General features: G+C 70.9%; 21 protein-coding genes and 1 pseudogene. 10 read left to right on the forward strand and 12 right to left on the reverse strand.

Going from position 1 to position 23,808, the window contains the following annotated elements:
* Positions 1-21 precede the first annotated feature (21 nt).
* The 3 genes from BW996_RS17025 to BW996_RS17035 form a co-directional block, all read right to left on the reverse strand.
* Positions 22-414, reverse strand: a complete 393-nt coding sequence (locus tag BW996_RS17025) for a hypothetical protein (protein ID WP_037478703.1) — start codon at positions 412-414, stop codon at positions 22-24.
* 85 nt (positions 415-499) lie between these two features.
* Positions 500-1,465, reverse strand: a complete 966-nt coding sequence (locus BW996_RS17030; protein ID WP_037478702.1) for a hypothetical protein — start codon at positions 1,463-1,465, stop codon at positions 500-502.
* A 118-nt stretch (positions 1,466-1,583) separates the two neighbouring features.
* On the reverse strand, positions 1,584-2,624 hold the full coding sequence (locus tag BW996_RS17035) for a chorismate transformation FkbO/Hyg5 family protein (protein WP_156027812.1): 1,041 nt from the start codon (positions 2,622-2,624) through the stop codon (positions 1,584-1,586).
* A 119-nt stretch (positions 2,625-2,743) separates the two neighbouring features.
* Between BW996_RS17035 and BW996_RS17040 the strand changes: the two are divergent.
* Positions 2,744-3,464, forward strand: a pseudogene (locus BW996_RS17040) (metallophosphoesterase family protein).
* 15 nt (positions 3,465-3,479) lie between these two features.
* Positions 3,480-4,919, forward strand: a complete 1,440-nt coding sequence (locus BW996_RS17045) for a serine/threonine protein kinase (RefSeq protein ID WP_051631593.1) — start codon at positions 3,480-3,482, stop codon at positions 4,917-4,919.
* A 10-nt stretch (positions 4,920-4,929) separates the two neighbouring features.
* Here the strand turns inward: BW996_RS17045 and BW996_RS17050 are convergent, their stop codons facing one another.
* Positions 4,930-6,657: a long-chain-fatty-acid--CoA ligase gene (locus BW996_RS17050; protein WP_037478700.1), complete on the reverse strand. Its 1,728-nt coding sequence runs from the start codon at positions 6,655-6,657 to the stop codon at positions 4,930-4,932.
* Between the two features lie 190 nt (positions 6,658-6,847).
* Here BW996_RS17050 and ppnP point away from each other — a divergent pair, with 190 nt between their 5' ends.
* The 3 genes from ppnP (at position 6,848) to BW996_RS17065 (ending at position 10,175) form a co-directional block, all read left to right on the forward strand.
* Positions 6,848-7,171 (forward strand): pyrimidine/purine nucleoside phosphorylase, encoded by a 324-nt coding sequence (gene ppnP, locus BW996_RS17055; RefSeq protein ID WP_037478698.1) that lies wholly within the window; start codon positions 6,848-6,850, stop codon positions 7,169-7,171.
* A 110-nt stretch (positions 7,172-7,281) separates the two neighbouring features.
* Entirely contained in the window at positions 7,282-7,797 is a 516-nt protein-coding gene (locus tag BW996_RS17060) for a putative pterin-binding protein (RefSeq protein ID WP_037478696.1), read from the forward strand.
* Complete coding sequence (locus BW996_RS17065; protein ID WP_051631592.1) at positions 7,794-10,175, forward strand: ATP-binding protein; 2,382 nt, start codon at positions 7,794-7,796, stop codon at positions 10,173-10,175. The genes BW996_RS17060 and BW996_RS17065 overlap by 4 nt, the downstream gene beginning before the upstream one ends.
* A 25-nt stretch (positions 10,176-10,200) precedes the next feature.
* On the opposite strand, the gene BW996_RS17070 is transcribed toward BW996_RS17065, so the two are convergent.
* Entirely contained in the window at positions 10,201-10,665 is a 465-nt protein-coding gene (locus tag BW996_RS17070) for a hypothetical protein (protein ID WP_076459023.1), read from the reverse strand.
* 212 nt (positions 10,666-10,877) lie between these two features.
* The gene (gene radA, locus BW996_RS17075) at positions 10,878-12,257 is read right to left on the reverse strand and encodes a DNA repair protein RadA (RefSeq protein WP_037478694.1); all 1,380 of its coding nucleotides are present in this window, start codon (positions 12,255-12,257) and stop codon (positions 10,878-10,880) included.
* A gap of 52 nt (positions 12,258-12,309) precedes the next feature.
* Between radA and BW996_RS17080 the strand changes: the two genes are divergently transcribed.
* Both BW996_RS17080 and BW996_RS17085 read left to right on the forward strand, forming a co-directional pair.
* Positions 12,310-12,939, forward strand: coding sequence for a LysE family transporter (locus tag BW996_RS17080; RefSeq protein WP_037478692.1), 630 nt, complete (start codon positions 12,310-12,312; stop codon positions 12,937-12,939).
* Between the two features lie 108 nt (positions 12,940-13,047).
* The gene (locus tag BW996_RS17085; RefSeq protein ID WP_037478690.1) at positions 13,048-13,977 is read left to right on the forward strand and encodes a DUF4394 domain-containing protein; all 930 of its coding nucleotides are present in this window, start codon (positions 13,048-13,050) and stop codon (positions 13,975-13,977) included.
* A 7-nt stretch (positions 13,978-13,984) separates the two neighbouring features.
* Here BW996_RS17085 and BW996_RS17090 read toward each other — a convergent pair whose 3' ends face one another.
* The 3 genes from BW996_RS17090 to alr form a co-directional block, all read right to left on the reverse strand.
* Entirely contained in the window at positions 13,985-14,485 is a 501-nt protein-coding gene (locus BW996_RS17090) for an acyl-CoA thioesterase (RefSeq protein ID WP_037478688.1), read from the reverse strand.
* Positions 14,486-14,563: 78 nt separating this feature from the next.
* The gene (locus BW996_RS17095; RefSeq protein WP_037478686.1) at positions 14,564-15,145 is read right to left on the reverse strand and encodes a cytochrome b/b6 domain-containing protein; all 582 of its coding nucleotides are present in this window, start codon (positions 15,143-15,145) and stop codon (positions 14,564-14,566) included.
* 47 nt (positions 15,146-15,192) lie between these two features.
* Positions 15,193-16,305, reverse strand: coding sequence for an alanine racemase (gene alr, locus BW996_RS17100; RefSeq protein ID WP_037478684.1), 1,113 nt, complete (start codon positions 16,303-16,305; stop codon positions 15,193-15,195).
* A 180-nt stretch (positions 16,306-16,485) separates the two neighbouring features.
* Between alr and lplT the strand changes: the two genes are divergently transcribed.
* On the forward strand, positions 16,486-17,766 hold the full coding sequence (gene lplT, locus BW996_RS17105; RefSeq protein ID WP_037478683.1) for a lysophospholipid transporter LplT: 1,281 nt from the start codon (positions 16,486-16,488) through the stop codon (positions 17,764-17,766).
* Positions 17,767-17,785: 19 nt separating this feature from the next.
* Here the strand turns inward: lplT and BW996_RS17110 are convergent, their stop codons facing one another.
* Complete coding sequence (locus BW996_RS17110; RefSeq protein ID WP_037478682.1) at positions 17,786-18,670, reverse strand: response regulator; 885 nt, start codon at positions 18,668-18,670, stop codon at positions 17,786-17,788.
* 226 nt (positions 18,671-18,896) lie between these two features.
* Between BW996_RS17110 and BW996_RS17115 the strand changes: the two genes are divergently transcribed.
* Positions 18,897-20,093 (forward strand): amino acid aminotransferase, encoded by a 1,197-nt coding sequence (locus BW996_RS17115; RefSeq protein ID WP_037478681.1) that lies wholly within the window; start codon positions 18,897-18,899, stop codon positions 20,091-20,093.
* 29 nt (positions 20,094-20,122) lie between these two features.
* On the opposite strand, the gene BW996_RS17120 is transcribed toward BW996_RS17115, so the two are convergent.
* Positions 20,123-22,129, reverse strand: a complete 2,007-nt coding sequence (locus BW996_RS17120) for a putative bifunctional diguanylate cyclase/phosphodiesterase (RefSeq protein ID WP_037478679.1) — start codon at positions 22,127-22,129, stop codon at positions 20,123-20,125.
* 346 nt (positions 22,130-22,475) lie between these two features.
* On the reverse strand, positions 22,476-22,898 hold the full coding sequence (mscL, locus tag BW996_RS17125) for a large conductance mechanosensitive channel protein MscL (RefSeq protein WP_037478677.1): 423 nt from the start codon (positions 22,896-22,898) through the stop codon (positions 22,476-22,478).
* Between the two features lie 313 nt (positions 22,899-23,211).
* On the opposite strand from mscL, the gene petA reads away from it, so the two are divergent.
* Positions 23,212-23,808, forward strand: coding sequence for a ubiquinol-cytochrome c reductase iron-sulfur subunit (gene petA, locus BW996_RS17130; RefSeq protein WP_037478675.1), 597 nt, complete (start codon positions 23,212-23,214; stop codon positions 23,806-23,808).

Here is a 23,808-nt window from a genome sequence, read left to right on the forward strand (position 1 = left end):
GGCCGCGCCTGGCCGGCCGGCTCAGGCCGAGGACGTGCCGAACAGGCGCCGCAGGTCCAGGCCGTCGGCGCCCGGCGCAAAGCCGTGGCGCACCATGGCCGCCTCGACGTCGATCAGCATCTCGCCGGCGGTCGCCGCTCCGAACTCGTCGACGCAGCGCTTCTCGAGCTCGCCGCGCAGCAGCAGCAGGCCGCGCAGCTCGGTGCGTGCGGCGGCCTCATGGCGCGTGCCGTGGCTGTCGCCGGCGTCCGGGCGAGGCACGGGTGCCAGCATCCGGGCCAGCTGGGCCTCGTCGTCGAGCGACACGCCCAGCATCAGGGCCAGTCGGGCGATGCGCAGGTTCAGCTCCTCGCAGAGCTTCTCGATCTGGGCGACCCAGAGCGCGTCGGGTCGATGGTGCAGATGGGGTGACATGGGCGACGGACCGTCCGAGGAGTTCGTGACCCGGCCATCATAGGCCGATCGACTCACCCATGTTGCGCTGCAGCATGATTGCGGTTCAGGTCGTGGGTGTCGCCGCACCGGGCAGCGCTCGCGCCGCGCCGCGCGCCGCGCCCGAGAAGCGGCCGCCGCCGAGCTCCTCGGCCTTCATGCCGCGATTGATGTCCAGGCCGGTGAGCTGCCAGTCGCGCACCGGCAGGTGCGGGACCGGCCGGCGCATGCGTTCGTGGAAGCGGGTCGGCCATTCGATGCCGTGAATGTTCTGGAAGTCGTGCGTGTCCAGCTCGAGGAGCGTGCCGCGCGCCGAGGCCAGGCCATCCAGCGTGAAGCGCAGGCGGCGCATCAGCCGGGTGCGCCGGTCGATGCACAGCACCAGCTGGTCTGCCGGAGACAGGCCCAGGCCCGGGCTCAGGCGCACCATCAGCCGTTCGCAGGCGTGTTCGCCGACCTGCTCCAGACCGGCCAGCCGCAGGGTGTGCGCACCGTCCACCAGCGCCAGCGGGCCGAGCAGGCTCAGCCGGCTGGTGTCGGCCGCCAGCGCGCTGGCCTGCAGCAGCGCGGCGTCGCGGGTGCTCAGGCTGTTGTAGGCCACCTCGACGCTGCCGGTGTCGCGCTCGCCGCGGCCCTGGCGGCGCAGCACATGCTTGTGGCCGCCAGGCCCGGTGTGGATCTGGGCGATCAGGCCCTCCGACGGCAGCAGGCGCTCCTCGGACGAGACCCGAAAGCGGGCATCCACCAGCTCCGGCTGCAGCCGGTCCACCAGCGTGCGCCACTCGCCTCGGCAGGAAAAGCCGAGATCGCGCACCCGGCGCCAGGCGCTCAGGCCATGGGCTGCGGCCGATTCGGCCAGCAGGGCGGTGGCGGCCGGCTGGGTGGTCTCGGTCGGGGGGATCGGCGACAGCGGCGGCGTGGTGGTGCAGCCGCCCAGCAGCGGCGTCGCAGCCAGTGGCGACAGCGCCAGAGCCCCCAGCAGCAGGCGCCGCCGGGCCTCGGGATGCGAAAGATTCGATCGGTCGTGACTCATTCGGTTTTCCTTCGCCCGGTCCGGCGGTCTTCCATGATTTCAATCTGGCCAGTGTGCCCAGGGTTCCGTGGAACCGCCAGTCACCCGGGTGAAAGCACCCGATTCGGGGCCCGCGCTTTCAGCACCGTGCATGGCCCTGGGCCTCCAGCTCGACCAGCAGGTCGGTGCGGCAGACATCGGCGTGCAGCCACAGCGCATCGCGCAGGCCGGGGGCCGCGGCACCGAGTGCCTGCGCCAGCACCGCCTCGACCGCCGCGCGGTCGCCCGGACGGCGCAGGTAGACCGTCAGGTCCATCTGGCGCAGATCGAAGCGGGCCGGGGTCTGCCGGTGCGCGGAGGCGATGACCGCCTCCAGATTGCGCAGCGTCTCGGCGGTCTGCGCGACCACGTCGCCGGCATGGCAGGTCTCGTGGCCGACGATGCTGGCGGTGCCGGAGATCAGCAGCGTCTCCTCGCCCGGCGCCAGCGAGACCAGCGCCGCGCGCGAGAAGGTCGGGCTGCGCGGCCCGTAGACCGACGGATAGTGGTAGGCGCTGACCTGGCGCGGATTCTCGACCGGGCGCGGCGCCTCGGGGCCGGCCAGCACATGCACCGTCAGCGGTCCGTCATGGTGGCCGAGCGCGCAGGCGGCCGGTGCGCCCTCGAAGGCGCTCAGGCCGGCCTCGAGAAAAGCCTGCTGGCGCCCGATGTTGAAGTGCCGGTAGACCTCCAGGCCATCGAGCTCGGCGGTGATGTGCGGCAGATAGTTCCAGATCTTCAGCGCATGCAGGCGCATGCCGCCTTCGGGGCCGCCCTGCAGGCGCAGCACCTCGAACAGGTCGGCGTAGAGCGCGCGGGTGTGCTCGCGCAGCTGGGCGCCGCTCTGCACCTCGATGCGGGCGCTGGCGTGCAGCCAGAGGCCGTCGCTGCGCCAGTTCACCCGGCCGGTGCAGCCCTGTCGCAGTCTGGCCGGGTCGACCGGGCTCAGCCAGCGTTCGGCGCAGGGTGGCTCGCCCGCGAGCAGCCGGGGCAGACCGGCGGCACGGGCCAGGGCCGCATCGCTGTCATGGCAGCGCTCGCCGAGCATGACGGCCGCGGGCGACGCGGCGGTGGCAGAGCGGGGGGCACAGGGGTCAGGGCAGGCCGCACCGGGCGGCTGTCGCTCGAATCTCAGGGTCACGGGTCGCGGCGATCTCGGGAACGCGGCGATTCTAGGCGAGCGCCGTGACGGCCCGGCTGCGGTCTACACTCGATTCCATACCGGGGCACGCCAGCGTGTCCGACCGGGGAGACCTCGACATGAAGATTGCACTGATCACCGACATCCATGCCAACCGCGAGGCCTTCGAGGCCTGTCTCGAGCAGGCCCATCTGCATGGCGCCGACCGCATCGCGCTGCTGGGCGACTTCGTCGGCTATGGCGCCGATCCGGCCTGGGTGGTGACGATGGTGCAGGACCTGGTCGCGCAGGGCGCGATCGCGGTGCGCGGCAACCATGACGACGCGGTGGCCGGCGAGCCCAATCCGAACCTGGTCGAGGACGCGCGCCCAGCTCTCGGCCGAGCAGCTGGCCTTCCTGGCCCGGCTGCCGATGCGCCGCGAGGAGTTCGGCTGCCTGTTCGTGCATGCCAATGCCTGGGCGCCGGCGAGCTGGGAGTACATCCTGGGCCGCAACGAGGCGGTGCGCAGCATGATGGCCACCGACTGCCGCCATACCTTCTGCGGCCATGTGCACCAGCCGGCGCTCTATCACCTGTCCAGCGTTGGCAAGATCGCCAATTTCTCGCCGGTGCCGGGCGTGGCGGTGCCGGTGCCGGGGCATCGCCAGTGGCTGGCGATCGCTGGCTCGGCCGGCCAGCCGCGTGACGGCAATCCGGCCGCGGCCTGGGCGATGTTCGATCTGGGCCGCCAGACGCTGACCTTCCACCGCGTGCCCTACGACCATGAGGCCACCGCCGCGAAGATCATCGCCGCCGGCCTGCCGCGCGCGCTGGGCGAGCGGCTGCTGGTCGGCGCCTGAGCGGGGAGGGCGGCGATGGACAGCGACGCGTTCGGCGTGCGCTTCGGCGTGGGCGATCTGGTCGACGGCTTCCTGCTCGAGGAGCGGCTCCATCAGGGCGGCATGGCCAGCCTGTGGCGGGTGACACATCCGGACCATCGGCTGCCGATGCTGATGAAGGTGCCGCGCATCAAGGGCGGCGAGGACCCGGCCACCATCGTCGGCTTCGAGGTCGAGATGATGATCCTGCCGATGCTGCGCGGCGTGCATGTGCCGCGCTGCATCGCCAAGGGCGACTTCGCCACGCGTCCCTACATCGTCATGGAACACATCGCCGGCGACTCGCTGCGCCCGAAGCTGGACATGGCGCCGCTGCCGGTGGCCGAGGTCGCCTCGATCGGCGCGAGGGTGGCCGCGGCGCTGCACGATCTGCATCGCCAGAACGTCATCCACCTCGACATCAAGCCGAGCAACATCCTGTTCCGCCCGGGCGGCGAGGCGGTGCTGGTCGACTACGGTCTGAGCCGGCACGACCACCTGCCCGACCTGCTCGACGAGGAGTTCAACCTGCCGATGGGCACCGGGCCCTACATGTCGCCCGAGCAGGTGCAGTTCCTGCGCAGCGAGCCGCGCTCGGACCTGTTCGCGCTGGGCGTGATGCTCTACCACCTGACCACCGGCGAGCGGCCCTTCGGCGCGCCCACCAGCGTGCGCGGCCTGCGCGAGCGGCTCTACCAGGCGCCGGTGCCGCCGCGCCGGCTGCGGCCGGACTGCCCGCCGTGGCTGCAGGAGATCATCCTGCGCTGCCTGGAGGTGAAGGCCGAGGACCGCCATCCGAGCGCGGCGCACCTGATGCACGACCTCAGCCATCCCGACCAGATGGCGCTGACCGAGCGCGCCAGCCGCGACACCACGCCGGGGCGGCTGCAGACCTGGCGGCGCTGGCTGGGTGCGCTCGGCACCGAGCCGACCGCGCGGGCCTCGGTGGGCGAGCAGCTCAAGCGCGCGCCGATCATCCTGGCCGCGGTCGATGTCAGCAACGCCACCGAGCCGCTGCTCGACCTGCAGCGCGAGACGGTGCGGCGCATCGTCGCGGCCGAGCCGGGCGCGCGCCTGGCCTGTGTGGGCGTCATGAAGACCAACCGCATCGGCATGGACGAGCTGACCGACCGCTCGGGCAACAGCCTGCACGTCAAGCAGCTCGTCGGTCTGAAGCACTGGGCGCGGCCGATCGCGCAGTCGCTGGCGCTGGGCACCGGCCGGCTGACCTTCCATGTGCTGGAGGCCCCGGACGTGGCCGAGGCGCTGCTCGAGTTCGCGCGGCGCACCCAGGTCGACCACATCATCATGGGCGCGCGGGCGCGCTCGACGCTCAGGCGCTATCTGGGCACCGTCTCGTCGAAGGTGGTGGCGGACGCCGACTGCACCGTCACCGTGGTGCGCCGGCCGGCCGCCCAGGGCGACGAGGAATCCTGATGCGGCCGCGTCAGCGAACCGGTTCGTCGTCCTGTGCCTTCTGGCGGTCCTGCAGCAGCCGCCACATCACCTTCCCCGTCCCCGACTTGGGCAGCGTCTCGACGAACTCGACCTGGCGCGGCGCCTTGTAGGCCGCCATGTGCTCGTGCGCCCAGGCGATGATCTCCGCCTCGGTCACCTGGCCACGCGCCTCGGCGCGCAGCACGATCACCGCCTTGACCGTCTCGCCGCGGTAGGCGTCGCGCGCGCCGATCACGCAGGCCTCGGCCACTGCCGGATGGCGATAGAGCAGCAGCTCCACCTCCGACGGCCAGACCTTGAAGCCGCTGGCGTTGATCATGCGCTTGAGCCGGTCGGTGAGGAAGAAGTAGCCCTCCTCGTCCATGCGGCCGAGGTCGCCGGTGCGGAAGAAGCGCCGCCCCGGCAGGCCGGGCAGCTCGACGAAGGCCGCCTCGGTCGCGGCTGGATGCTTCCAGTAGCCGGTGAACAGCATCGGCCCGCAGGTGACGATCTCGCCGACCTCGCCGGCGGGCAGCTCGGCCAGCGTGACCGGATCGACCACCCGCGCGTCGGTGCCGAACAGCGGCAGGCCCAGGCACTGCAGCTTGGCTCGCTCGGGCGGGTTGGCGTGGCTGGGCGCGGCGGTCTCGGTCAGGCCGTAGCCCTCGGCGAAGGTCAGGCCGAAGTCGCGCTGCAGCCGCTCGGCCACCGCCTGCGGCATCGCTGCGCCGCCGCCGCTGAGAAAGCGCAGGCTCGAGAGATCCAGGCTCGCCGCCTCCGGGCTGGCGAGCAGGTCGATGATCATCGTCGGGATGCAGGTCCAGTGGCTGACGCGGTGGCGCGCGATCAGCCGCCCGGCCAGCGTGCGGTCCCAGCGCGGCATCACCACCACCGTCGCGCCGCTCCAGGCCGGCGCCAGCACGCCGTAGACCATGCCGGTGATGTGGAAGAAGGGCACCACGCCCAGCGTGACCGACTCGGCGCCGACATGGCTCCACAGCGAGCCGCCGACGATGTTGGGCATCAGCGTGCGGTGGGTGTGCATGCAGCCCTTGGGCAGGCCGGTGGTGCCGGAGGTGTAGGGCAGCAGCACCAGGTCGTCGGGCCGGGCGAGGTGCGGGCCCGGCGCCAGGCCGGCGGCCAGCGCGTCCGCCCAGCGGGTGGCGCCCTCGGGCAAGAGGGGCTCGGCCTGCAGCAGCGCCTGCATCACCGGCGGCACGGCCAGGTCCGGATCGATCCGGCGCTCCGGGCCGAGCACGTCGTCCCAGCCGGTCACCAGCAGCGCGCGCAGGCGCTGCGCCTCGGGCAGGCGCGCGTCGGCCTGCTGCACCACCTCGGCCAGCTCGGCCGCGCAGATGACCACCTTCGTGTCCGGATCGACGATGTAGTGACCGAACTCGTCGGCGCGGTTCATCGGGTTGACCGGCACCACCACCGCGTCGGCGCGCACCACCGCGTACAGCGCGACGACGAACTGCGGGCAGTTCTGCATGAACAGCGCCACCCGGTCGCCGCGGCCCACGCCCTGCGCCTGCAGCCAGCCGGCCAGCGCCTCGGCCTGGCGCCGCACCTCGCGCCAGTGCCAGTCGTGGCCCAGGCAGCTCCAGGCGGGCTTGTCCGGCCAGCGCTGCGCGGCCACCTCGAGGTTGAACCACAGCGTGGTGTCGGGCACCGCCAGCTCGCGCGGCAGGCGTGCGGGCCAGTGCTTCAGGTGCGGACGGTCGGCGGGAATCGGCATCGTGAACCTCGCGCTCGGTCGGGTCGTTCCAGGGGGAGCTGGCCTGCAGCGTAGGCGCGGGCGCGGGCGGCGGGCATCGGGGCGTCCCGGAGGCGCTGTCGCGACCGGGACAGGCGTGTGCCGCCTAGAATTCACGGCTGCAATCCCGCAACGCTTTCCCCTTGCTGTCCGCCTCCCGGCGGCTTTCACGATGAGCATCACCGCACAGCTCGACGGCGTCGCCGTCTCGACCCAGGCCAATGTCTACTTCGACGGCCGCTGCGTCTCCCACACCGTGACCTTCGCCGACGGCACCCGCAAGAGCGTCGGCGTCATCCTGCCGGCCGAGCTGAACTTCGGCACCGGCGCGCCGGAGATCATGGAGACGGTGGCCGGCTCGTGCAGCGTGCGCCTGCCCGGCGCGAGCGAGTGGCAGACCTTCGGCCCCGGCGAGAAGTTCAGCGTGCCCGGCAACGCCCGCTTCGACATCCGTGTCGAGGGTGAGCCCTACCACTACATCTGCCACTTCGGTTGATCGTCGTGCGGCCGATCGACCCCGTGTCATCGGCGCGTGATACCTGAGGGTTCCTCGGGCATCATCCGCGCCGCACGTGCGTGTCGTGCGATTGCCTGGAGAGCTTCCTCATGATGCATCGTCGTCGTCTTCTGGCTGCGGCGGCTGCCGCCACCACACTGCCGTTGCTGCCGGGCGTCGTCCGCGCCGCGCTGCCGGCCCCCAAGGGCCGGGTCGTGCTGACGATCTCCGGCCGCATCGGCATCCGCAATGCCGGCGAGACCGCCCAGTTCGACATGGACATGCTGGCGGCGATGCCCCAGCACAGCTTCTCGACCAAGACGCCCTGGTACCCGGGCCCGCGCAAGTTCACCGGGCCGCTGCTGCGCGATGTGCTGGCTGCCGCCGGCGCGCAGGGGCGCACGCTGCGGGCGATCGCGCTCAACGACTACAAGGTCGAGCTGCCGGTCGAGGACGCCTCGCGCTATTCCGTGGTGCTGGCCCGGCTGCTTGACGACAAGCCGATGCCGGTGCGCGACAAGGGGCCGCTGTTCATCATCTATCCCTTCGATGCCGACGAGACGCTGCGCAGCGAGCGCTACTACAGCCGCTCGGCCTGGCAGCTGAAGGTGATCGAGGTCGAGTGAGCGCGACGGCCGCCTCGGTGCCTGCCCCGGCCGGATCGCGGCGGGTCGGCCGCCTGCTGGCGGTCATGGCGCTGCTGCTGGCGCTGGTCTTCGGTGGCATCGCCTGGCTGCAGGCGCAGTCGCTGCGGCTGCTCAGCGCCAATGTCGTCTATCAGGGCGACAACATCGTCTGGAGCTTCTTCCAGCTCGAGACCGAGTACCTGCGCCTGGGCCAGCAGCTGCGCGACTTCGCGCGCGATGGCGCGGTCCTGCCGCCGCCGCAGCGCGATCTGGCCGAGACGGATCTTCGCGAGCGCTACGACATCTTCGTCAGCCGCATCAGCCTGGTCGATCCGCAGCGCACCCGCGAGGTCATGCCCGATCTGCCCGAGCATCACCGGGTGATGGGCCTGCTGCGCGGCATGGTCGATCGGGTCGACACCGTGCTGGGTCCGGAGGCGCCCCAGCCGCTCGACCCGGCCGCGCTGAAGGCGGTGATCGCCGACTACGAGGCTCTGGAGCCGGCGGTGCGCGATCTGTCGCTGCTGTCGAACCAGGCGGTGGGCGCGGGCATCGTCAGCCGCAACGAGGGCGTGCGCCAGCAGAACCGCATCGGCATCGCGCTGACCCTGTTCCAGTGTCTGCTGATCCTGCTGTTTGCCGGCATCGTCGTGCGGCAGATGCGTGTGCTCGAGCGCCGCCGCGAGGCGCTGCAGCAGCTCGCCACCCGGCTGGAGGAGGCCAAGACCGAGGCCGAGCAGGCCAACCGGGCCAAGAGCGCCTTCCTGGCCAACATGAGCCACGAGCTGCGCACGCCCTTCAACGGCTTGCTGGGCATGATGTCGCTGCTCGACCGCTCGTCGCTGGACGCGCAGCAGCGCGAGCATCTGCAGATCGCGCGCCAGTCCGGCGAGCACCTGCTGGCCATCCTCAACGATGTGCTGGACCTGTCCAAGCTGGAGTCGGGCCGGCTCGAGCTGTCGCCCCATCCGGTCGACCTGTCGCGCCTGCTGGCCGAGATCGAGGCCCTGATGCGTCCGCAGGCGCGCGCCAAGGGGCTGCAGTTCGAGGCGGTGCTCGATCCGGCGCTGCCGCCGCGGGTCGAGGTCGATGGCAAGCGGCTCAAGCAGGTGATCTTCAATCTGGTCGGCAACGCGATCAAGTTCACCGACCGGGGGCAGGTGCGGCTGCTGATCGACGCGCTGCCGCCCGCCGAGCCCGGCGGCATGGCGCTGACGCGGGTGCGCATCATCGACACCGGCATCGGCATGGACGCGGCCACGCTGGGCCGGCTGTTCCAGCGCTTCAGCCAGGGCGACGACAGCATCAGCCGGCGCTTCGGCGGCACCGGGCTCGGCCTGGAGATCTCGCGCGAGCTGGTGCGCATGATGGGCGGCGACATCCGGGTCGAGAGCCAGCCCGGGCAGGGCAGCACCTTCAGCGTGCTGCTGCCGCTGCTGCGGCTCGCGCCGGCCTCGGTGCCGGCCTCCGAGGTCGCGGCGGGCGAGGCGGCCGCGACCGGCCAGGGGGGAGGCCCAAGGCGTGAGGCAGGCCGTGAAGCGGACGCGCTGGAGGTGCTGGTCGCCGACGATCATCCAGTCAACCGCAAGTACATGCAGGTGCTGATGGAGCGGCTCGGGCACCGGGTCCTCCTGGCCGAGGATGGCCGCGAAGCGCTCGAGCAGGTGCGCCAGCGTGAAGGCTCGCCCTTCGATCTGGTGCTGATGGACGTGCACATGCCTCACATGGACGGTCTGGCCGCGACCCGGGCGATTCGCCAGCTGCCGCAGCCGGCCGGCGCCACCCGCGTCGTCGCGCTGACGGCCGATGCCTTCGCCGAGTCCCGGGAGCGGGCGCATGCTGCCGGCATGGATGACTTCCTGGCCAAGCCGGTCCAGGTTCACGATGTCGAGGAAATGCTGCGTCGCCACTTCGGCGCCCGCTCGGTGGGCAGCGCGGCGGTGGCCGCGGTGCGCCCGCCGCCGGGCAGCGCTGCCGCGCCCGAAACGCGACCCGCGCCGAAGTCGAGGCCCCGGCGTGGCGACGCCGGCCGGGTGCTGGATCTGGATCTGATCACCGACACCTGCGCGATGCTGGGCGTCGAGCGGCTGCGCTCGCTGCTGCAGTCCTTCTTCGCCGACGAGAGCCGCACGCTGGCGGATCTGCTCGACCGGGTCGAGCGCGAGGACGTCGAGGGCCTGGGCGCCGCGGCACACCGGGTCAAGGGCACGGCCGCGACGCTGGGGCTGCGCCAGCTGGCCGAATCAGCCCGCCAGATCGAGGAGCGCGGCCTGCCGGACGAGGCCGCGCAGCGCCAGGAGCTGACGCGACTGCTGCACCAGCAGATCGATCAGGCGCGCGAGATGTGCATCAAGCTCGGCTGGGTCGTGCCGGGCTGAGGCCGGGATCGAGCCCGGCAGGATGTCAGGCGGCTGCGGCGTTGGGCTGGCGCGAGGCGCTGGCGGCCGTGGCGGCTTCCGGCATCGCCTGCGGTGCGCTGCCGCCGTCGGTGCGGGTGGCGGCCCAGCGCTCGACGCCGCCGCGGCGGAAGGTCACGACGATCTGGTTGCCGTAGCTGTCACGCCACATCCAGTCGCCATGGGTGCCCTGGACGCGCTGGCCCAGGCTGTTGGTGATGGACAGCACGTCGGCCATGCTCATGCCGTGACCGAGCTTCGACTGCAGCGTGACCACGCTGTCGACCATGCCCTTAGGCCGGTCGGCGACATTGCGCATCTGACGGGTGGCGCGGTTGAACTGCAGCACCATCCAGAAGCCGATCACCGTGATGGCCAGCACCACGCCCTGCCAGCCGAGCATCGTCCAGCCTGCGATCAGGGCGGCCGCCACCAGGGTCGCGTTCAGCAAGCGTTGATTGGAAACTTTCATGTACCAGATCTTATCGCTGGAGGAATGGGCCGCCTCCTTGTCGGGATCCGGTCGATCGAACTGCCCCGTGAATCGGGGGGCGGATGCGTCGACAGGAGGCGGAACAACCGGAAAGTGTAGTAGCAGCGGTCCTGTCGGGAGCCTTGTGAAACAACTGGTAATGTTGATAAGAATCCGGCAACAGCCCGGTTCGGCCTCGCCGCCGGTTCGCCTCAATCGAGGCCGCGCAGCACCTCGATCGCCTGCTCGATGCGATCGACCGGGTGCACTGTCAGCCCCTCGATCGCCTTCTTCGGCGCATTGGCGCGCGGCACCAGCGCGACCGAGAAGCCGAGCTTGGCGGCCTCCTTCAGCCGGTCCTGGCCGCGCGGGGCCGGACGCACCTCGCCGGCCAGACCGACCTCGCCGAAGGCGATGAAGCCCTTGGGCAGCGCCCGGCCGCGCAAGGAGCTCTGGATCGCCAGCAGCACCGCCAGGTCGGCCGCCGGCTCGCCGATGCGCACGCCGCCGACGGCGTTGACGAACACGTCCTGATCGGCGCACGACACCCCGGCGTGGCGGTGCAGCACCGCCAGCAGCATCGCCAGCCGGTCGCGGTCCAGGCCGACGCTGAGCCGGCGCGGGCTCGGGCCGCCCGCATCGACCAGCGCCTGGATCTCCACCAGCATCGGCCGCGTGCCCTCCAGCGTCACCAGCACGCAGGCGCCGGGCACCGGCTCGCCCTGGGTCGACAGGAAGATCGCGCTCGGGTTGGTCACGCCCTTGAGGCCCTTGTCGGTCATCGCGAAGACGCCGATCTCGTTGACCGCGCCGAAGCGGTTCTTGATCGCGCGCACCAGCCGGAAGCTCGAATGCGTGTCGCCCTCGAAGTAGAGCACCGTGTCGACGATGTGCTCGAGCACGCGCGGGCCGGCCAGCGCGCCTTCCTTGGTGACATGGCCGACCAGCACGATGGTGCAGCCGCTCGACTTGGCCACGCGGGTGAGCTGCGCGGCGCACTCGCGCACCTGCGCCACCGACCCCGGCGCCGAGCTGAGCTGCTCGGAGAACAGCGTCTGGATCGAGTCGATGACGCAGAAGGCCGGCTGCTCGGCCGCCAGCGTGGCCAGGATGCGCTCCAGGCCGATCTCGGCGAGCAGGCGCAGCTGCAGCCCCTCCAGCCCGAGCCGGCGCGCGCGCAGCGCCACCTGCGCGCCGGACTCCTCGCCGGTGACGTACAGGACGTTCATCTGCCGCGACAGCGCCTCGGCCGCCTGCAGCAGCAGCGTGCTCTTGCCGATGCCGGGGTCGCCGCCGATCAGCACCACGCCGCCCTCGACGATGCCGCCGCCCAGCACCCGGTCGAGCTCCTCCAGCCCGGTGGGCGTGCGCGCGACCTCGGCGGCCTCGATGTCGGCCAGCGTGGCCACCGGCTGGTTCTTGGCCAGCGCCTGGAAGCGGGTGTTGCGCCCGGCCGCGCCGGCGGCGGCCGTGGGCTCGGGCACCGTCTCGTCGAGGGTGTTCCACGCATTGCAGTGCGGGCACTTGCCCAGCCACTTCGGGCTGGTGCCGCCGCACTCGCGGCAGGTGTAGAGCGTCTTGTCGCGGGCCATGGGGGGATTGTCGCCGTGCAGAGGGGCGGGCGGTCCGTGCTACAACCGCGCGATGGAATTCTCGACCTGGATCACCTTCTTCGCGGCCTGCTGGGCCATCAGCCTGTCTCCCGGACCCGGCGCGGTGGCGTCGATGAGCGCCGGCGTGCGTCACGGCTTCTGGCGCGGCTATGCCATCGTCATCGGACTGGTGCTGGGCATCTGGACCCAGGTGCTGGTCGTCTCGGTCGGCCTGGGCGCGCTGATGGCGACCTCGGCCTGGGCCTTCTCGATGCTGAAATGGCTGGGCGTGGCCTATCTGGTCTGGCTGGGCATCCAGCAGTGGCGGGCCGCCGAGGCGCCGCTGGTGTCGGCCGAGGACACCGGCGCCGGCACCTCGCGCCTGGCCCTGGTGCTGCGCGGCTGGATGATCAACACGGTCAATCCGAAGGGCACCGTCTTCCTGCTGGCGGTGATGCCGCAGTTCATCGATCAGGCGCAGGCCCTGGTGCCGCAGTACCTGACGATCGCGCTGACGCTGGCCTTCACCGATCTGGTGGTGATGGCCGGCTATGTCGGGCTGGCCTCGCGGGTACTGGGCGCGCTGCGCACGCCGGGCCAGCTGCGCTGGATGAACCGCAGCTTCGGCGGCCTGTTCGTGGCTGCGGGCCTGTTCCTGGCGATGTTCCGTCGCGCAGCCTGAACTGGACTGGACGGAGCCGGGCGGCGGGTCTGCCCGGACTCAAGGCGCACGCCGCGCTGCCGATGGGCCGGTGCCGGGGCTGTTCTTCTCCGGCATGAAAGGCCGTCCATGAAGCGCTCCCGTCCTGTCTCGTCCTTCTTTCCGGCCGTGTCGGCCCTGGCTGCGGCCCTGCTGCTGTCGGCCTGCGCCGGCATGCCGCCCAAGCCCCGCGCGCCGGAGGCGGTCACCGCCGAGGTGCTCCCGCCCAAGGCGCGCGAGCACCGCCTCTGGATCGTCAGCGCCGACCACCAGCTGCAGCTGGTGCGCGCAGGTCGCCCTGACCGCATCGAGCAGCAGGTGGCGCTGCGCGGACTGGCCTCGGGCGACGAGGTGGTCGGCATCGACTTCCGGGTCGCGCGCGGCGTGCTGTACCTGCTGACCCGCCAGGGCCGCCTCTACACCGTCGACACCGGCAGCGGTCAGCTCACGCCGGTGGGGACGGGGGGGGCGCTGGCCATCGCGTTGCCGTCCGGGCCGATCGGCTTCGACTTCAATCCGGCCGCCGACCGCATCCGCATCGTCGGCGCCGCGGTGAATCTGCGGGCCCATCCCGACACCGGCGCGCTGGTCGACGGCGACCCGAAGATGGAGGGCCTGCAGCCCGACGGCGCGCTGCGCTATGCCGAGGGCGATCCGGCCCACGGCCGCACGCCGCGCATCGACGCCGCCGGCTACACCTACAACAAGACCAGCGACAAGCTGACCACCAACTACGCGATCGACCAGGCGGCCGGCACGCTGGTGATGCAGGGGTCGCTGGAGGGGGCCACGCCGGCGGTCTCGCCCAACACCGGGCTGCTGAGCACCGTCGGGTCGCTGGGGGTGAAGGGCTTCTCGGATGCGGCCTTCGACATCGCCGACATCGACAACACCGCGCTGGCGGCGCTGCGCACCGACCGCACCCGGCTCTACCGGGTCGACCTGAAGAGCGGCCAGGCCCAGCGCATCGGCCCGGTCGGCGCCGGCGCGCCGATCCGCGGCCTGGCGATCGAGCCCTGACGGCGGCTCAGCTGGCCGCCGGTGCGGGCGGCTGGGTGCGAACCGCACGCAGCCGCTGCTCCATCTCGGTGCGCAGCTCGCGCCGGGCCTGGGCATTGGCCCAGCGGCGCTTTTCCTCGGCGTTGAAGGGGCGCAGCGGCGGCACCGGCACCGGCTTGCCGTCGTCGCCGACCGCCACCATCGTGAAGAAGCACGAGTTGGCGTGGCGCACGACCTGGGTGCGGATGTTCTCGGCCACGACCTTCACGCCGATCTCCATCGACGAGGTGCCGGTGTAGTTGACGCTGGCCAGGAAGGTGACCAGCTCGCCGACGTGAATCGGCTGGCGGAACATCACCTGGTCGACGCTGAGCGTGACGGTGTAGCGCCCGGCGTAGCGGCTGGCACAGGCGTAGGCGACCTGGTCGAGCAGCTTCAGGATGGTGCCGCCGTGCACGTTGCCGGAGAAGTTGGCCATGTCCGGCGTCATCAGCACCGTCATCGTCAGCTGGTGGGAGGGGAGATCCATGGAGGGGGCAGACCGTGAGGTCGGTGGTGGAGTCTCCGCCATCTTGCACCAGTCGTGCCCGGTGCCGTCAGCCTGGTGTCAGCGCGTGGACGGTTGCGGTCGTGGTCCGGCCATGCGGCGCAGCGAACTGCGGCCGTGGCGCAACGCACCCGCCACATGCAGCGCCAGCAGCGCCAGCAGCAGCTTCGAGCCCAGGTCGTGCAGGCGGCCGCTGTAGTAGTGCAGCGCCGCGTTCGCCTCGATCGGCGAGGGCACCGAGAACCAGCCCAGCACATGGACCGGCTCGCCCTCGCTCCAGTACATCAGCGGTCCGCTGAAGGCCATCACCAGCATGACGACCAGCAGGCCCGCATGCACGCCGTGCTCGAGCCAGCGCAGCGGGCCCGGTGGCGACAGCGGCGCCGGGCGACGGCCCCGCGCCAGCAGCGCCAGCGCGCTCCACTGAGCCCGCAGCAGCAGCGGCAGCAGCGCCAGCATGCCCAGGCCGACATGCCAGGCCCAGAGCTTCTTGCGCAGCGCGCCGTCAGGCAGCAGCTCCTCGGCGATCAGGCCGAGCGCCAGCAGCGCGATCGTCAGCAGCGCGCCGCCCCAGTGGGCCAGGCGGGAGACCGGTCCGTAGACCGTCGGGGAGGAGGGGGAGCGGGGGGCGAGGGCGGGCATCGGCGGAGTTCCGTCTTCGGGCGGTGGACAGGAGGGGAAAGGGGCGATCAGTCCTGCGGCGCAAGATCGACCACACGCACCGGCACGCGCGGGGCCAGCGCGCACATCAGCTCGTAGCCGATGGTGCCGGCGCCGTGCGCGACCTCGTCGATCGACAGCCGCGTGCCGCGCGGGCCGTGGCCCCAGAGCGTGACCTCGCTGCCGAAGCCGGCAGCGGGCACCGGCGTCAGATCGACCGCCAGCATGTCCATCGACACCCGGCCGACGGTGCCGGTGCGCACGCCGTCGACCAGCACCGGCGTGCCGCTGGCGGCCAGGCGCGGGTAGCCGTCGGCGTAGCCGCAGGCGACGATGCCGATGCGCATCGCGCGCTCGGCGACGAAGCGGCTGCCGTAGCCGACGCTGTCGCCGGGCTGGAGCTGCTGCACCGCGATCAGCCGCGAGCGCAGCGTCATCGCCGGCACCAGGCCCCAGTGCGCGATGTCGTGCTCGGGGAAGTCGGGCGCGCTGCCGTAGCTCAGGATGCCGCTGCGCACCCAGTCGGCGCGCACGTCGGCAGCGGCCGCATGGCGCAGGATGGCCGCGCTGTTGCTCAGCGAGCGCTCGCCCGGCAGGTCACGCGTGGCCTGGACAAAGGCCTCGACCTGGTGGCTGATGCCGCGCGGGCCGTCGGCGTCGGAGAAGTGCGTCACCAGCGAGATCTCGTCGACCTGGGGCAGCGCGTCCAGCCGCGCCCAGGCGCTGCGCAGGTGCGCCGGCGTGAAGCCCAAGCGGTTCATGCCGCTGTTCATCTTCAGGAAGACGCGGTGCGGCTGGTGCGTCTTGTGCGCGGCCAGCCAGTCGATCTGCTCGTCGCAGTGCACGACATGCCAGAGGTTCAGCCGCGAGCACAGCTCCAGGTCGCGCGGCTCGAAGCAGCCTTCGAGCAGCAGCACCGGGCCGCGCCAGCCCAGATCGCGCACCCGCTGCGCCTCGTCGAGGTCGAGCATCGCCAGGCCGTCGGCGCCGAGCAGGCCCGGCCAGACCCGTTCGATGCCATGCCCGTAGGCATTGGCCTTGATGACCGCCCACAGCCGTGCGTCGGGCGCGCGTCGGCGGGCGGTGGCGAGATTGCGGGCGAGGGCGTCGGGATGGACGAGGGCTTCGATCGGACGGGGCATGATCGTGCGATTGTGCCAGCGCGGTTCTGGCGCGGTTCTGCCGTCTCGGGGAATCGCCTTGGCAGGCGGCTTGGGCCTGCGTGCTATAACCGCGCCGCGCCGAAGCGGCGCCGCGGCCGCCCTGCGGTCTCGTCCCCTTGCCGAACCCTCAGAACCTCGAGCGCAGCGCCATCTTTCCGGATGAAAAAAGGTTTCCACACCATCATGTCGGCGCAGTTCTTCAGCTCGCTGGCCGACAACGCCCTGTTCGTCGCTGCGGTCGAGCTGCTGAGAACCTCCGGTGCGCCCGAGTGGCAGCGTGCCGCGCTGGTGCCGATGTTCGCGCTGTTCTACGTCATCCTCGCCCCCTTCGTCGGTGCCTTCGCCGACGCGGTGCCCAAGGGCCGGGTGATGTTCGTCTCCAACACCATCAAGGTGGTCGGCTGCCTGATGATGCTGTTCGGCACCCATCCGCTGGCGGCCTACGCGATCGTCGGTCTGGGCGCGGCGGCCTACTCGCCGGCCAAGTACGGCATCCTCACCGAGCTGCTGCCGCCCTCGCAGCTGGTCAAGGCCAACGGCTGGATCGAGGGGCTGACCATCGGCTCGATCATCCTGGGCGTGCTGCTGGGCGGCCAGCTGGTCGGGCCGCACATCGCGCCGCATCTGCTGGCGCTGGACCTGCCGGGCGTGTCGCTGGGCATCGACACGCCGGCGCAGGCGGCGATCGCCTCGCTGGTGCTGCTCTACATCATCGCGGCGGTGTTCAACCTCTACATTCCACGCACCGACGCGCCGCTGCAGCCGCTGCCGGCGCAGCCGCTGGCGCTGGTGCGCGACTTCTCCGAGTGCAACTCGCGTCTCTGGGCTGACAAGCTCGGCCAGATCTCGCTGGCGACGACGACGCTGTTCTGGGGCGTGTCGGGCAATCTGCGCTACATCGTGCTGGCCTGGGCGGCTGCGGCGCTGGGCTACGGCACCACGCAGGCGTCCTCGCTGGTGGGCGTCGTGGCCATCGGCACCGCGGTCGGCGCGGTGGTGGCCTCGGTGATGATGAAGCTCGACCAGGCCACCCGGGTCATTCCGCTGGGCGTGGCCATGGGGGTGCTGGTCGTGCTGATGAACGTGATCGACAACGTCTGGGTGGCGGCGCCCTTCCTGATGGTGCTGGGCGGCCTGGGTGGCTTCCTGGTGGTGCCGATGAACGCGCTGCTGCAGCACCGCGGCCACAACCTGATGGGGGCCGGCCGCTCGATCGCGGTGCAGAACTTCAACGAGCAGGCCTGCATCCTGGCGCTGGGCGCCTTCTACACCGGCATGACCCGCGGCGGCCTGTCGGCCTTCGGCGCGATCACCATCTTCGGCCTGCTGGTGGCGGGAACGATGTGGCTGATCGGTCGCTGGCACCAGCGCAACACCGTGCAGCACCGCGACGAGGTCGATCGCCTGCTGGTGATCGCCCGCAGCGACGGCCACCACTGACGCGCAGTGCGCGCCGGGTTCAGGCGCGCATCTCGAACGGCATCATCAGCTCGGTCGGCTGAAAGACCCGCTCGAAGGTGCGGTCATGGCGCGCCAGCAGGTGCAGCAGCTCGCGCTCGTCGAGCGGCGTGGTCAGGAAGGCGTCGCAGCCGGCAAAGGTGGCGCGAATGCGCTCGATCGCCGCACCGCGCGGTGCCAGCGCCACCACCACCGCAGCCGGGCCGCCGTCGACCATCTCGCGGCGGATGCGTCGGCTGACCTGGAAGCCGGCGCTGCCGCCCTGGCCCACGCCCAGGAACACGAAGCCGTAGCCCAGGCGCTCGGTCATCTGCTGAGCCTCGCTGGCGCTGCGGGTCAGATGCACCCGGTAGCCCAGCGGTGTCAGGGTGTCGCGCAGCAGCCGGCACTCGGCCGGGCTGCTGCTGACGATGAGGATGCGGTCGAGCCGCTGCTCGCCCTCGGCCAGCACGGTGTTGCTGAAGCCGCTGCTGGCCCGGAAGTCATGGATCTGCTGGTCCGCCAGCGCCGCGATGCGCTCCCGGTGCGGTCCGGGCGGCAGCTGCAGCAGGGCGCCCGGCCGCGCCGCCCGGGCCGCGCGACGCTCGCCGAGCAGATCGAGCTGGCGGCGCAGCTGGTGCGCGTCGATCGGCCGCGGCAGCTGCGCGCCGCTGCACCGCGGCACGGCGCCGGCGCCGACGAACACCGTCTCGCGCATCCGGTCGAGCCGCTCGACGCGCAGCACCGCCTCGGGCCGGTCGGCATCGGCGATCAGCCAGTCGGCCTCGTCGATCGCGTCGGTGCAGGCGTAGCGGCGTCGGCCGGCATCGAGCCGGAAGAAGCTCTCCAGCGTCCGGCGCTCGAAGGCGCCGAGGCCGACAAAGGCGACGCTCTGGCAATCGGACATCCGGTACTCCTCGGGCTATGCGGTTCGGGACGGTCCGATTCTTCGAGCCCGCGGCCCGCAGCGTCAAGGCGCCGATCCCCCCTCAATACGGCGTGGTACCTCTGCGCTGTCGCGGGGGGTGCGCAGAATTGCACGCTTGGCGCACCCGGATTTTCCTGATCGGGGCGGCGCCATAATCCGGGTTTCCGACCTCTCTTCCGCGCCGTTCCGGCAGGAGCCAACGTCCATGTTCGAACACGTCGACGCCTACGCGGGCGATCCGATCCTCACGCTCAACGAGAACTTCCAGAAGGACCCGCGCCCGGGCCGCATCAACCTGTCGATCGGCATCTACTTCGACGACGCCGGCCGGCTGCCGGTGATGCAGGCGGTGCGCGAGGCCGAGTCGGCGCTGCTGCAGTCGATCGGGCCGCGCAGCTACCTGCCGATGACCGGCCTGGCCGAGTACCGTACCCAGGTCCAGCACCTGCTGTTCGGCGCCGACCACGAGGCGGTGACGAGCGGGCGCACGGTGACGATCCAGTCGCTGGGCGGCTCGGGCGCGCTGAAGGTCGGCGCGGACTTCCTGCGCAAGTATTTTCCCGACTCGCAGGTCTGGATCAGCGACCCGACCTGGGACAACCACCGCGCGATCTTCGAGGGCGCGGGCTTCCCGGTGAACACCTACCCGTACTACGACGCGGCCACCGGCGGCCTGCGCTTCGACGCGATGCTGGAGGCCGTCCGCGCGCTGCCCGCGCGCTCGGTGGTGCTGCTGCACGCCTGCTGCCACAACCCGACCGGCGTGGACCTGAGCGAAGCGCAGTGGGCCGAGCTGATCCCGGTGATGGTCGAGCGCGGCCTGATCCCCTTCGTCGACATCGCCTACCAGGGCTTCGGCGACGGCGTGCGCGAGGACGCCTTCGCGCTGCGCATGCTGGCGGACGCGGGCCTGGCCTTCTTCGTCGCCAACAGCTTCTCGAAGAGCTTCTCGCTCTACGGCGAGCGCGTCGGCGGCCTGAGCGTGGTCTGCCCGACGCCGGCCGAGGCCGCGCTGGTGCTCGGCCAGCTGCAGGTGGCGGTGCGCAAGAACTACTCCAGCCCGCCCACGCACGGCGGGCGCATCGTCGCGCGCGTGCTGGCCGATCCGGCCCTCAACGCCGCCTGGGTCGCCGAGCTCGACGCGATGCGCCAGCGCATCCAGGCCATGCGCCAGCGCCTGCACGACGTGCTGGCCGCGCGCGTGCCCGGCCGCGACTTCAGCTATTTCCTGACCCAGCGCGGCATGTTCAGCTACACCGGCCTGAGCGCGGCGCAGGTCGACGTGCTGCGCGAGCAGCACGGCGTCTACCTGGTCCGATCGGGCCGGATGTGCGTGGCGGGCCTGAACTCGGGCAATGTCGAGCCGACCGCCGAGGCGATCGCCGCGGTGCTGGGCGGCTGATCGGCTGATCAGTCGGATCGGTTCCCGGCTCAGGCCGGACCGGCCATCGTCAGCATCTGCCGCTCGAACTGGTCGGCCGGCAGCGCCGGGCTGCAGAGGTGGCCCTGGTACTCGTCGCAGTCCTGGGTGCGCAGCCAGTCGAGCTGCGCCTCGGTCTCGACGCCTTCGGCCACCGTCTCGATGCCCAGCATCCGGCACATCGTGATCACCAGCCGCGCCAGCGGACTGACCCCATCGTCTCCGGCGATGAAGGAGCGGTCGATCTTCAGCGTGCTGATCGGGCAGCGCTGCAGGTAGGCGAGGTTGGAGTAGCCGGTGCCGAAGTCGTCGATCGCCAGCCGGAAGCCCATGTCGGCGAGCTGGTGCAGCGCTCGGTTGGTGGACTCGTCCTGGCCGAGCATCACCGACTCGGTGATCTCCAGCTCGATCTGCTGCGGGTCGCAGCCGGTGTCGCGCACGATGCGCGCGATGGTGTCGACCAGACCCGGATCGCCGAACTGGCGCGGCGACAGGTTCACCGAGATGCGCAGCCGCCGCCCCAGCGACTGCCACAGCACCTGCTGACGCGCGGCCTTCTCCAGCACCATCGCGCCGATCGAGCGGATCAGGCCGGTCTCCTCGCTCAGGCCGATGAACACATCCGGCGCGACCAGGCCGCGGCGCGGGTGGCGCCAGCGCACCAGCGCCTCGGCGCCCACCAGATGGCCGCTGCCGACCTGCACCCGCGGCTGGTAGTGCACCTCGAACTGGTGGCGCTCGACGGCCACCCGCAGATCCTGCTCGAGCTGGATGCGCTCGCGGGCGATGCGCACCAGCTCCGGGGTGAACCAGCCCACGCCGTTGCCGCCGGCCTCCTTGGCGCGGTAGAGCGCCAGGTCGGCATTGCGCAGCAGCGCGTCGATGTCATGGCCGTCGCGCGGGAAGCGGCAGATGCCCATCGAGGGCGTGACCTGCATCTGCAGTCGCCCGATCATCACGGTGCGGCCCAGCTCGGCCTGCAGCCGGCGCACCAGCTGCCGGGTGCGTCGCTCGATGTCGCCGTCGCGGTTCGAGACCAGCACCAGGAACTCGTCGCCGCCCAGCCGCGCGACCAGATCGTCGGTGTCCAGCGTGGCATACAGGCGCTGCGCGATCTCCACCAGCAGCCGGTCGCCGATGTCATGGCCGAGCGAGTCGTTGACCGCCTTGAAGCGGTCCAGGTCGATGAAGATCAGCGCCGCCTCGCCGCCGCTGGCGTGCAGGCCGTCGAGACGCTGCTGGAAGTCGCGCGAGACGAAGCTGCGGTTGGGCAGGCCGGTGAGGGTGTCACGCATCGCCAGCCAGTGCGCGCGCGACTCGGCCTGCTTGAGCTCGGTGATGTCGATCTCGCTGACCAGGAAGACCTGACGCCCCTCGACCGGATCGCGGCACAGCCGCACCGAGATGTCGTGCCAGCGTGGCCCCAGGCTGGTGCTGACCTGCGTGGTGGCGCGGGCCTGGCCGTTGCGGTGCAGCTGCTCGACGATCTGGCGCAGCTCGCGCCGGTCGAGCACCCGGCTGCGCGCGCCGGCATCCGGATGATCGACGGTGGCCCGCGCCGCCGGGTTGCGGTAGAGCGCGCGGCCGCGCACGCTGTAGAGCGTGACCATGACGGGCGTGTGCACCATCGCCTCGGCGCTGCGCAGCGTGACCGCGTCGGTCATCGATTCGCCGATGGCCTCGCACAGCATGCCCATGCGGCCATCGTCCAGCACCCAGCCGGTGCAGACGATGTCGACGGTGCGCGGCATGCCGCGCGGATAGAGCGTCCACAGCTCGGTGCTGCTGCGGTCATGCAGCCGGAAGTCCTGCTGCAGCTGGCGCAGCCGCTGCGCGATGGTCGGTGACATCTCGCGGGCCATGTCGCGCTGGCGCAGCTCCTCTAGGCTGTCGCTGCACCACAGGCCGAGCGCGGCTTCGTTGGCCCAGAGCACGCGGCCCTGGTCGATGTCATAGAGCCAGACCGGTGTGCGCAGCCGCTGCAGCGGCGTGACATGGGCGCTGGTGTGGTCCGTCACCGGACTGTCACTCGCGGCATTCCCGTCTTGACGGGATGCAGTCAGTGCGTGAAGGCTGAAATGCTGTTGAGCGGGAAGGAATGCCGCTTCCATGCCGACGATCTCCCCAAGTGGCGTGACAAATTACCGAGCAAGTTACGCCAACATAATGGGGGCAGACTGTAAATGCAAAAAATCGCCACGGTAATTTCGAGTGTCTGTCTCCTTTAGGTAACAAAACAGCCTCCACCCCTCGAACAAGGGGGTGGAGGCCGTTGTTCGGGATCGTACCGATCCCGGCGGTCTGGTCATGCTGGGTGCGGACACCGGGTCCGGGCGACCTTCTCTGCGCCTGCTCGGCGCTTCTTCAGCGCTTCTTCAGCGCGTCGCGGATCTCGCGCAGCAGCACCACGTCTTCCGGCGTCGGTGCCGGCGGGGCGGGCGGCGCCGGCGGCTCGGCCTTCTTCAGGCGGTTCATGCCCTTGACCATGATGAAGATGATCCAGGCCAGGATGATGAAGTTGATCGCGATGGTGATGAAGTTGCCGTAGGCCAGCACCGCGCCGGCCTTCTTGGCCTCGACCAGCGTCGTGGCGGTCTGGCCCGCCAGCGGGATGAAGGCGTTGCTGAAGTCCAGCCCGCCGAAGATCTTGCCGACGATCGGCATGATCACGTCGCCGACCGCCGAGTCGACGATCTTGCCGAACGCGCCGCCGATGATCACGCCGACGGCGAGGTCCATCACATTGCCCTTGAGGGCGAAGTCCTTGAATTCGCTCATCATGCCCATGTCGCTTCTCCTGATTGAGGGCGGATGTCGCCCCCGGTTGTCCCGCGGAAATGAATGTGGATGTCTGGCGCGTCTTTGTCTCGCCGCGTGAAGTATTGCCGCTGTCAGCGCCGCGTCAACCAGCATTAGGTCGGGCTTGATTCGAGGGGGTGGGCGATGGCCCGATCTGTTCCGGAGCGTGTTGTTTTTGCCTCAGCTTGGCGATGCCACAGACAGGGCTGGGTGTTGCCGAATGTGGAGAAGCCCCTTCGGGCTGGGCTAGAATTAGGGGTTGCCCCCCTCTCAGAGACCGGATCTTTTCCCGAGGAATAACATGAGTGACCAGCAAGTCGACCAGGCCAAGCGGACGTGGCTGATCGCGTCGGGCTGCGCAGGCGCCGTAGGCGGCCTGGCGACCGCCGTGCCTTTCGTCAGCACTTTCACGCCGTCGGAGCGGGCCAAGGCGGCAGGCGCCTCCGTCGAGGTCGACATCAGCGCACTCAAGCCCGGTGAGAAGCTCACGGTCGAATGGCGTGGCAAGCCGGTGTGGGTGGTGCGTCGCACGCCCGAGCAGCTCGAGGCCCTGAAGGCGCTGAGCGCCGAGATGGCCGATCCGGACTCGGTGCGCACCGCCTATCCGACGCCGGAATACGCGCGCAACACCCCGCGCTCGATCAAGCCTGAATATCTGGTCGTCATCGGCATCTGCACCCACCTGGGCTGCTCGCCGTCCGACAAGTTCCAGGCCGGTCCGCAGCCCTCGCTGCCGGACGACTGGAAGGGCGGCTTCCTGTGCCCCTGCCACGGCTCGACCTTCGATCTGGCCGGCCGGGTGTTCAAGAACAAGCCCGCGCCCGACAACCTCGAAGTGCCGCCGCACATGTACCTGTCGGACACCTCGATCCTGATCGGTGAAGACAAGAAGGCTTGA

Origin of the sequence: Sphaerotilus natans (assembly GCF_900156335.1) — a bacterium.
In the GTDB taxonomy this organism is placed as follows: Bacteria; Pseudomonadota; Gammaproteobacteria; order Burkholderiales; family Burkholderiaceae_C; genus Sphaerotilus; species Sphaerotilus natans.

Coding starts and splice junctions, on each gene's coding strand:
- alr (WP_037478684.1), bottom strand. CDS start 16,305: ATGCCCCGTCCGATCGAAGCCCTCGTCCATCCCGACGCCCTCGCCCGC.
- BW996_RS17030 (WP_037478702.1), bottom strand. CDS start 1,465: ATGAGTCACGACCGATCGAATCTTTCGCATCCCGAGGCCCGGCGGCGC.
- BW996_RS17095 (WP_037478686.1), bottom strand. CDS start 15,145: ATGCCCGCCCTCGCCCCCCGCTCCCCCTCCTCCCCGACGGTCTACGGA.
- radA (WP_037478694.1), bottom strand. CDS start 12,257: ATGGCCCGCGACAAGACGCTCTACACCTGCCGCGAGTGCGGCGGCACC.
- BW996_RS17110 (WP_037478682.1), bottom strand. CDS start 18,670: ATGTCCGATTGCCAGAGCGTCGCCTTTGTCGGCCTCGGCGCCTTCGAG.
- petA (WP_037478675.1), top strand. CDS start 23,212: ATGAGTGACCAGCAAGTCGACCAGGCCAAGCGGACGTGGCTGATCGCG.
- BW996_RS17060 (WP_037478696.1), top strand. CDS start 7,282: ATGATGCATCGTCGTCGTCTTCTGGCTGCGGCGGCTGCCGCCACCACA.
- BW996_RS17080 (WP_037478692.1), top strand. CDS start 12,310: ATGGAATTCTCGACCTGGATCACCTTCTTCGCGGCCTGCTGGGCCATC.
- BW996_RS17045 (WP_051631593.1), top strand. CDS start 3,480: ATGGACAGCGACGCGTTCGGCGTGCGCTTCGGCGTGGGCGATCTGGTC.
- BW996_RS17115 (WP_037478681.1), top strand. CDS start 18,897: ATGTTCGAACACGTCGACGCCTACGCGGGCGATCCGATCCTCACGCTC.
- mscL (WP_037478677.1), bottom strand. CDS start 22,898: ATGGGCATGATGAGCGAATTCAAGGACTTCGCCCTCAAGGGCAATGTG.
- ppnP (WP_037478698.1), top strand. CDS start 6,848: ATGAGCATCACCGCACAGCTCGACGGCGTCGCCGTCTCGACCCAGGCC.
- BW996_RS17070 (WP_076459023.1), bottom strand. CDS start 10,665: ATGAAAGTTTCCAATCAACGCTTGCTGAACGCGACCCTGGTGGCGGCC.
- BW996_RS17085 (WP_037478690.1), top strand. CDS start 13,048: ATGAAGCGCTCCCGTCCTGTCTCGTCCTTCTTTCCGGCCGTGTCGGCC.
- BW996_RS17050 (WP_037478700.1), bottom strand. CDS start 6,657: ATGCCGATTCCCGCCGACCGTCCGCACCTGAAGCACTGGCCCGCACGC.
- BW996_RS17090 (WP_037478688.1), bottom strand. CDS start 14,485: ATGGATCTCCCCTCCCACCAGCTGACGATGACGGTGCTGATGACGCCG.
- lplT (WP_037478683.1), top strand. CDS start 16,486: ATGAAAAAAGGTTTCCACACCATCATGTCGGCGCAGTTCTTCAGCTCG.
- BW996_RS17025 (WP_037478703.1), bottom strand. CDS start 414: ATGTCACCCCATCTGCACCATCGACCCGACGCGCTCTGGGTCGCCCAG.